This is a genomic window from Merdimonas faecis, from assembly GCF_001754075.1.
Taxonomy (GTDB): Bacteria; Bacillota; Clostridia; order Lachnospirales; family Lachnospiraceae; genus Merdimonas; species Merdimonas faecis.
Genome location: NZ_MIEH01000009.1, coordinates 54,902 through 62,687, shown reverse-complemented (window position 1 = coordinate 62,687; position 7,786 = coordinate 54,902). Strand labels below are relative to the sequence as shown.

At 47.6% G+C, this 7,786-nt stretch carries 7 protein-coding genes and 7 tRNA genes; 13 read left to right on the top strand and 1 reads right to left on the bottom strand.

Features of this window, described 5'->3' with window-relative positions:
• The first annotated feature begins 78 nt into the window (after window positions 1-78).
• From BKD12_RS04595 to BKD12_RS04560, 9 genes are all read left to right on the top strand, one after another.
• A tRNA-Asn gene (locus BKD12_RS04595) sits at window positions 79-151 on the top strand.
• 6 nt (window positions 152-157) lie between these two features.
• Window positions 158-229 (top strand) — tRNA-Glu (locus BKD12_RS04590).
• An 8-nt stretch (window positions 230-237) separates the two neighbouring features.
• Window positions 238-310, top strand: a tRNA-Thr gene (locus BKD12_RS04585).
• Window positions 311-338: 28 nt separating this feature from the next.
• A tRNA-Ile gene (locus BKD12_RS04580) sits at window positions 339-412 on the top strand.
• A 7-nt stretch (window positions 413-419) separates the two neighbouring features.
• Window positions 420-493: transfer RNA gene (locus tag BKD12_RS04575), tRNA-Asp, on the top strand.
• A gap of 8 nt (window positions 494-501) precedes the next feature.
• Window positions 502-574 (top strand) — tRNA-Val (locus tag BKD12_RS04570).
• 25 nt (window positions 575-599) lie between these two features.
• Window positions 600-685: transfer RNA gene (locus tag BKD12_RS04565), tRNA-Leu, on the top strand.
• Window positions 686-947: 262 nt separating this feature from the next.
• Complete coding sequence (locus BKD12_RS16860) at window positions 948-1,103, top strand: hypothetical protein (RefSeq protein ID WP_176730926.1); 156 nt, start codon at window positions 948-950, stop codon at window positions 1,101-1,103.
• Complete coding sequence (locus BKD12_RS04560; RefSeq protein WP_070088146.1) at window positions 1,096-1,422, top strand: DUF3784 domain-containing protein; 327 nt, start codon at window positions 1,096-1,098, stop codon at window positions 1,420-1,422. Before BKD12_RS16860 ends, BKD12_RS04560 begins: the two co-directional genes overlap by 8 nt.
• Window positions 1,423-1,556: 134 nt before the next feature.
• Here the strand turns inward: BKD12_RS04560 and BKD12_RS04555 are convergent, their stop codons facing one another.
• Window positions 1,557-1,997: a DUF2871 domain-containing protein gene (locus tag BKD12_RS04555; RefSeq protein ID WP_070088145.1), complete on the bottom strand. Its 441-nt coding sequence runs from the start codon at window positions 1,995-1,997 to the stop codon at window positions 1,557-1,559.
• Between the two features lie 285 nt (window positions 1,998-2,282).
• Here BKD12_RS04555 and BKD12_RS04550 point away from each other — a divergent pair, with 285 nt between their 5' ends.
• From BKD12_RS04550 to BKD12_RS04535, 4 genes are all read left to right on the top strand, one after another.
• Complete coding sequence (locus BKD12_RS04550) at window positions 2,283-3,164, top strand: helix-turn-helix domain-containing protein (protein WP_070088144.1); 882 nt, start codon at window positions 2,283-2,285, stop codon at window positions 3,162-3,164.
• Window positions 3,130-4,338: an MFS transporter gene (locus BKD12_RS04545; RefSeq protein WP_070088143.1), complete on the top strand. Its 1,209-nt coding sequence runs from the start codon at window positions 3,130-3,132 to the stop codon at window positions 4,336-4,338. The genes BKD12_RS04550 and BKD12_RS04545 overlap by 35 nt, the downstream gene beginning before the upstream one ends.
• A gap of 89 nt (window positions 4,339-4,427) precedes the next feature.
• Window positions 4,428-6,500, top strand: a complete 2,073-nt coding sequence (locus BKD12_RS04540; RefSeq protein ID WP_070088142.1) for a penicillin-binding transpeptidase domain-containing protein — start codon at window positions 4,428-4,430, stop codon at window positions 6,498-6,500.
• The gene (locus tag BKD12_RS04535; protein WP_070088141.1) at window positions 6,481-7,671 is read left to right on the top strand and encodes a DUF6070 family protein; all 1,191 of its coding nucleotides are present in this window, start codon (window positions 6,481-6,483) and stop codon (window positions 7,669-7,671) included. Before BKD12_RS04540 ends, BKD12_RS04535 begins: the two co-directional genes overlap by 20 nt.
• The last annotated feature ends 115 nt before the right edge of the window (window positions 7,672-7,786 follow it).

Here is a 7,786-nt window from a genome sequence, read left to right as displayed (position 1 = left end):
AGAAGGTCGGTAGGCATGGATAATATTTCTTATATGCAGTTTTGAAGGTATATGAAAATATATCTTATTTATAAATATTCCTCCTTAGCTCAGTCGGTAGAGCACTCGGCTGTTAACCGAGTTGTCGTTGGTTCGAGTCCAACAGGGGGAGTTTTTTGGCTCCGTGGTCAAGCGGTTAAGACATCGCCCTTTCACGGCGGTAACACGGGTTCGATTCCCGTCGGAGTCATTTGATATGCCGATGTGGCTCAATTGGCAGAGCAGCTGATTTGTAATCAGCAGGTTATCGGTTCGAGTCCGATCATCGGCTTAGTTCCTATGTGGGACTTAATGATTTTGGACCTTTAGCTCAGTTGGTTAGAGCAATCGGCTCATAACCGATCGGTCCTGGGTTCGAGTCCCCGAAGGTCCACTATCCTGGCCCAGTGGCTCAGTTGGTTAGAGCGCCGCCCTGTCACGGCGGAGGTCGAGAGTTCGAGTCTCTTCTGGGTCGTTTTCTTTGGGGTCTTAGCTCAGCTGGGAGAGCATCTGCCTTACAAGCAGAGGGTCATAGGTTCGAGCCCTATAGGCCCCATTAACAATTTTATAATAATTGTTGTGCCGCAGTGGCGGAACTGGCAGACGCACAGGACTTAAAATCCTGCGGGACTAACCTCCCGTACCGGTTCGATTCCGGTCTGCGGCATTCGTGAAAAGAGAGAGAAACGTTGAATTTACAGCGTTTCTCTTATTTTTTGCTTCAAAAATTTGAACAGCTTATGAAGAAATCCCCAGTTTTTGAAAAGCAAGATGGTCGTTCTTCCTCTTGAAATGTCTTTTGATTTACATAATGCAGAAATAAGAAAATTTGCGTATCGTTTTTTAATTGTATAATCTGAAAAATAGAATTATACTGTAAGTAATGAGAGGTAAATATGTTGGAATTTTATAAATGGGGTGACTGATGAATGAAAAGTGAAAATCAAGATGAAGATAAACATAATGAAGAAGATTCTTTGATATTAGCCAAGCTAGTTTGTACCTGGTATGTAGGTGCTGTTGTAGGATTTGGGGTAGGCGGTTTAAAGGGAAGTTATTATGAGAGGAGGAGCACCTATGGATAGCATAAAGTACTTAATGGTCATGTGGATCGTTGCAGTCATATTTATCGTGATCGGAATTTACGTAATGAGCAGGGGGAAACCCATGTGGCTATGGGCTGGCTCTAAAATTTCCGAATCAGAAATAAATGATGTGAAGGGTTATAATCAAGCAGTAGGGAAGATGTGGTGTGTATTTTCAATCCCGTTGTTCATTGGTGGAATTGTAGAATTTCTTTTGCCGGTTTATTCCATTATAATTTTTGCATTTGCTACTGTTATAAATATTGGTTTGAGTGTTTGGATTTATCACAAAATAGAAGAAAAATATTTGTCCAAGTAAAAATGAATAGGGGACTTACTGTTTTATATAAGGTGGTTTCACAGGGGATATGGCTGTATACGCCACATATAAAAGCTTCAACCTCATTATTTCGTGAGGCTGAAGCTTTTTTACTCATATGACAATATTTTGTGTCAGTTCATACCTGTGTGGTTACTATTTGCTACTGCATATTGTTTTAATAATAAAAAGAACAGAAGCAGGCTTATCGTAAGAAGAATGTGAGAAACACCGGCAATTCCTGAAATGGAAGAGTTTGCAGCTGATGAAAGCTGGATATTCAGAACCTGTATAATCCCCCGGGCCAGCAAAGTAGCGGTAAATAAGATCAGTGAAAGATTCTGTAAAATATAGAACTTTTTTGCCTTGGAATCTTTCAGAAGATCCGGATTAATGTTCACAAATAATGCCAGGATAAGAAACAGCAAAACGCCTAAGACAAAAAGATGGGTATGTACGACTGCAAGAGTGGTCTTTCCGGTAAAAGAGTTAAACTTTGTGAACTCTCTGTAAAATACTCCGGCTGCCAGTGCAAGGATAAGGTACAGGAATGATGTATTAATTAATTTTTTCATTGCAGTTCCTCCTCAAATCAATATGTTTGTTCAGTATATTGCGGATATGCAATATATTCGATGCTATCATAAACTTTTTGCCGGCTTCTGTCAACGTAAGAGCCGGGCACATTTAGGGAAAAGGAATGTCCCCATTTTTCCTTGCCCTTTATTATAACGTAAAATATAATAGGAATGTCGGCACAAACGGCACTACATGCAGGATGTTAAAGACAAGGAGAGCAAGAATTATAAAAAACAGGCGCTCATTCTTTGCTATGCTGTCTGTGGAAAGGAGGGCGCATGATGGGAAAGCGCACGGCAAAGACCGTAAAAGAAGCAGTCAGCTATATTGAGGAGCATTTAGATGGAAAGCTTACCCTTCCGGCAGTAGCAGAGGGGATCCATTATTCGAAATACCATCTGCACCGGATGTTTCGTGAGACCACAGGCATGACGATGCATGATTATATCCTGCGCAGACAGATGACAGAGGCGGCCAAGCTTCTGGTGTTTTCCAGGCGGCCGGTCATTGAGATCGGGTACGTTTGCGGCTATGAGAGCCAGCAGGCGTTTACAGCGGCATTTACAGCTATGTATAAGATCCCTCCGGCAGAATACAGGAGACGGCAGACGTTTTATCCCCTGCAGCTTAGGTTTTGGATCCGGGAGGAAACGGGCATAGAGGGGATAGAAAAATCGGACGTCCGCCTGGCGGAGATGGATGATATTCCGGAATGGATGGAACTGGTGTGGCTGGTGATCGACGGCTATCCGTATTTAGATGAAACGGATTATATCCGGAAGCTGAAGAGCGCTATCCGCCAAAAGCGGGCGCTGATCCTGAAGAAAAAGGAAGAGACGCTTGGTGTGCTGTGCTTTTCCAGAAAAACTGGGGAAATCGAATTTCTGGGCGTACATCCCCAGTATCGAAAGGCAGGGATCCAGCGGCTTTTTCTGGAAGTTCTGCTGGAAACCTATCTGCCGGAACAAAAGATCAGTATCACCACCTACCGGAGAAGAGACCGGGCAGATACAGGATACCGCAGAGAACTTCTGGAACTGGGATTTGCCGAGCGGGAGCTTTTGGTAGAGTACGGTTACCCGGTGCAGAGATTCGTGTACCCTCCAGATATGAAGGAGGATACAGCTCATGCAAACACAACAGGAAAAGAAACAACATTCTAAACACATCATTTTTCTCTTTTTTCTAAGTCAGAGTATTACGCTGTTTGGCTCGACCCTGGTTCAGATGGCGGTGGTCTGGTATGCAACTCTTTACACATCTTCTGGCATATGGGTAGCAGCCTTTAGTGTCTGTTCCTATCTGCCCCAGTTTCTGGTATCATTTCCAGGCGGCGTGTGGGCGGACAGGTACAACCGGAAGCGTCTGATCATGGGAGCGGATCTGGGGATCTCGGCTGTCACGCTATTGGGAATCCTGATACTGCCACGGCTTAGCGGTACAGAAGAACGGCTGGCCCTGCCTCTGGCGATGCTGCTGATCCGTTCTGTGGGCGCCGGAGTGCAGACACCCGCCGTCAATGCAGTGATTCCGGAGCTTGCGCCGAAAGAGGAACTGATGCGCTGCAATGCGGTCAATGCATCGATGCAGTCACTGGTACAATTCGCGGCGCCTGCGGCAGCAGGCATCCTTCTGACAGTCAGCACGCTTAAGATCATACTCTGGATCGACATCCTGACCGCAGTGTTAGGTGTGGGGATCCTGTCATTTCTGCCAGTTCCGGCAGAGAAAGAAGTTCCAGGAAAGCAATCAATCATATCAGAAGTAAAACAGGGAGCTGTTTATGCCATTTCTGACCGTACGGTAGGGAGAGTATTGACAGTATATGGCCTGTTCACCTTCTTTTGCGTCCCGGCAGGATTCCTGGCAGGGCTTTTGGTAAGCTGCGTCTATGGAAATACATACGGATATCTGGCAGCGGCGGAACTGGCGGGCTTTGCAGGAATGATGGCAGGCAGTTTCTTTGTGAGCATCTGGGGGAATGGCTGGAAACGAAGAAAAATTCTTAAGACAGGTCTTCTGATATTTGGAATGATGTCGGCAGGAATGGGGATGACAAAACACTTTGCCGTATACCTTGTTCTGATGGGGATATACGGAATCGCACTGACCGTAGTGCAGACGTCAGTGACCACGATCCTGCAGGAGACTGCCAGGCCGTCTATGAGGGGCAGCGTATTTGGAATGATGGGGGCTATGTATGCCGGATGTATGCCGCTTGGGATGGCAGTATTCGGGCCGCTTTCAGATCTTATGCCTTTACAGTGGCTGATGGAGGTTTCCGGGATTTTTCTTGTTGTGTTGTCCCTGCTTTTTTTCACAGATGAAATCTCTTGACTTTTAAATCTTACAAATGTAATATTAAGACAACATGAATAGAATAGCAGAAAGGAAAAGAAGATATCATTAGTGAAAAGGAGGCTGACATGAAGAAGCAAAGGAAATGGTGGATCCCTGGCACAGCAGTCTTGTGTGTGGCTGTCGGGGTGGGTATAAGTCTATTTCTCAGATATAGAGGAAAATCTCCGGAAGAACTTTTAATATCCTACATGGACTGCATATCAGCGGGAAAGTATGAAAAGATGTACGAAATGATCGATGCAAAGGCTTCGGGAAACATCTCTCTTGAAGATTTTACCAGACGCAACCAGGCAATCTATGAAGGCATTGAAATGCAGGATATGAAAATCTCAGAGATAGACTGCTCGGAAAAGGAAAAGACGGTAAAATATACAGCCTCCTTTGACACTGCTGCAGGAAAAGTCAGCTTTGAGAATGAGGCATCCTTCACCAGGGGGAAAGAAGGATGCCTGCTGGTGTGGGAGGACTCTCTGATTTTTCCGGAACTGGGCGCCAGGGATCGGGTAAGTGTTGCTGCGATCCCGGCAGAGAGAGGAGAAATCTTGGACCGGAACGGCACGGTGCTGGCGGGAAAGGGCCTGGTATCGTCTGTGGGGATCGTGCCGGGGAAACTTGAGGACAGGGAAAGTGCCATCTCCGAAATCTCGGGTCTTCTTGAAATGGACCAGGAGCAGATAGAAGAAATGTTGGCGGAGGACTGGGTGACAGAGGCCACCTTTGTTCCCCTGAAGACGCTTCCCAAGGTCCAGGAGCTTGAGCTTGGAGCTCTGGAGCCGGAGGAAGATGTGGTAAGAGAAAAGGGCCGGCAGCAGCGCCTGCTGGAAATTCCGGGAGTCATGATCTCGGACAAGGAAGCCCGGACGTACCCGCTGGGAGAAGCGGCCGCGCATCTGGTAGGGTATGTGCAGAGCGTAACAGCGGAGGATTTAGAAGAACATGAAGGAGAGGGATACCGTACGGACAGCGTGATCGGAAAGATCGGAATAGAAGCCCTCTATGAGAAGGAGTTAAAAGGCCGGGACGGATGCCGTATCTGCGTGGTGGATGACCAGGGAAATGAAAAAACAGTTTTGGCGCAGACTCCAAAGGAGGCCGGGACGGATATCCGGCTGACGATTGATGCCGGACTGCAGAAGTCCTGTTATGAACAGTTTCAGCAGGATCCGGGATGCTCCGTGGCGATGGATCCAATGACGGGAGAAGTGCTGGCGCTGGTGAGCACCCCCTCCTATGACAGCAATGATTTTATCCTGGGGCTTACAGATGAACAGTGGACTGCATTAAATGAGGATACAGGGAAGCCATTATACAACCGGTTCCGGGAGGCCTGGTGTCCGGGATCTTCCATCAAACCGATCATTGCGGCAGTCGGGCTGAAAACGGGAACGCTGGATCCGGCGGAGGATTTTGGAAATGTGGGGCTGTCCTGGCAAAAGGACGCCTCCTGGGGAGACTTTTATGTAACGACGCTGCATGCCTATGAGCCGGTGACAATGAAAAATGCGCTGATTTATTCGGATAATATTTATTTTGCCAAGGCAGCCCTGAAAATTGGTGCGGAAAATCTGGAAAATTCCCTGGATGAGCTGGGATTCGGGCAGGAGATTCCGTTTGAGATCCTTATGACGCCCTCCAGCTATTCGAATACCGGGAAGATCGAGTCCGAAGTCCAGCTGGCGGACAGTGGATACGGACAGGGAGAGCTTCTTATGAATCCGCTGCATCTGGCAAGTCTGTACACTGCTTTTCTGAATGATGGGAATGTGCTCCGGCCTCGTCTTCAATATGAGGAGAAAGCGGAAGGGGAGATCTGGCTGGAGGGGGCATTTTCACCGGAACATGTGGCACAGGTACTGGAAGGCATGGATGGGGTAGTCAACGATCCGAACGGAACCGGCTACGGCGCGCACCGGACGGATATCCGCCTGGCCGGCAAGACCGGGACTGCAGAGCTTAAGGAATCCCAGGAAGACACCTCCGGGACAGAGATCGGATGGTTTGCCGTATTTACAGAAGAAGTGGAAGCAGAGCGGCCGCTCCTTTTAGTCAGCATGGTGGAGGATGTGAAACAGATGGGCGGAAGCGGCTATGTAGTTGCAAAGGATAAGGTGATATTAGATGAATATCTTGGAAGGTAATCGAAAGAAGATGCTGCTCCTTTTTCTGTGTCTTCTCCTTATTTTCGCCGGATGCAGCCAGAAGGGGCAAAAGGGAGAAGAAATGGCAGAAGAAAGGACACAGGAGACAGAAATCGAAAAAGAGTCCGAAAAACTGGCGGAAGGATACCGGGAGATCTACGAAGCAGCAGCAGAAGAAGGAACTCTGGATACATTGGAAACAAAACAGCAGATCCTGAGTTGCCTGGAAAAGGAGGGATATGCGGCTGTAGACCGGGAGGACCAGCTGGATATGGTAAATAGTGACAAGATGGAGGCCTTTTGTCTGGATGCACAGGCCGGGAAACAGGCAGAAGTGGTGCTGTTATCCCTCATCGAAGAGGGTGGTTTTGTGCGTTATGATCTGACAGCGGAGGATGGAAAGATCCAGGTGCACTTAAGCACACTGGGCTGGAAGAACCAGGAACCGAAAGTTTATTATCACCATGCGTTTACCGCTCATTCCTGGAAGTACACGGACAAGGGCTATTTTTTCCTGGAAGAATATCAGCCTTCCGGCTATGATAGTGCACCGGGCCAGATTGGTTTTCGGGTAAAGCCGCTTGATGAGACTTGCCGCGAGTTGAACCGAAAATATGTCTGCCCTGTGGGATACGAGGGAAATAACCTGCTGATCACAGACTGGAGTGAGCAGGATTATACAGGAGTGGACTTCTATGATCTGTATGAGGACCTGTACTACGAAAAATATGGGGAAAGTGTGCCCTACGAACGGGGAGAAGGCGTGGAATATCAAGTGCCGGCGGAAGAGATAGAGGATGTGCTTAAGGATTATTTTCGGATCAGCAGTGAGCAGATCCGGGTAAATATGGTGTACGATCCGCAGCAGCAGACATACCGATACCGTCCCAGGGGCATGAATGACGGAACGCTGCCTTATGGGCCTTATCCGGAGGTGACGGGCTATGAAGAACAGGAGGATGGAACGCTGAAGCTTTATGTGGAAGCAGTCTGGGAAAGGAAGATGAATGACCGGGTTGTTTCCAGTGAATTAGTGGTGCGCCTGCTGGCGGACGGAAGCTTTCAGTATGTGTCCAATCATGTGACCTCTTTTGATGAAGCACTGGCATTTTCCTGGTATGAACCAAGGCTTACGGAAGAGGAGTGGCAGTACTATTACGGGGACAGTTAAGAAGAATTAAGCTATCATTTATATCTGTGTAAGATTTTGCTTTCAGAATAATACCTGTAAGATCAAAGGTCCCGTGGGGATCGAAAAGAAAGTGCAGGTGTAGAATGAAAGAGAA

What these genes read in the sequence shown, in the direction of transcription:
- BKD12_RS16860 (WP_176730926.1), top strand. Translation starts at nt 948, where the DNA reads ATGAAAAGTGAAAATCAAGATGAAGATAAACATAATGAAGAAGATTCT.
- BKD12_RS04555 (WP_070088145.1), bottom strand. Translation starts at nt 1,997, where the DNA reads ATGAAAAAATTAATTAATACATCATTCCTGTACCTTATCCTTGCACTG.
- BKD12_RS04560 (WP_070088146.1), top strand. Translation starts at nt 1,096, where the DNA reads ATGGATAGCATAAAGTACTTAATGGTCATGTGGATCGTTGCAGTCATA.
- BKD12_RS04535 (WP_070088141.1), top strand. Translation starts at nt 6,481, where the DNA reads ATGAATATCTTGGAAGGTAATCGAAAGAAGATGCTGCTCCTTTTTCTG.
- BKD12_RS04545 (WP_070088143.1), top strand. Translation starts at nt 3,130, where the DNA reads ATGCAAACACAACAGGAAAAGAAACAACATTCTAAACACATCATTTTT.
- BKD12_RS04540 (WP_070088142.1), top strand. Translation starts at nt 4,428, where the DNA reads ATGAAGAAGCAAAGGAAATGGTGGATCCCTGGCACAGCAGTCTTGTGT.
- BKD12_RS04550 (WP_070088144.1), top strand. Translation starts at nt 2,283, where the DNA reads ATGGGAAAGCGCACGGCAAAGACCGTAAAAGAAGCAGTCAGCTATATT.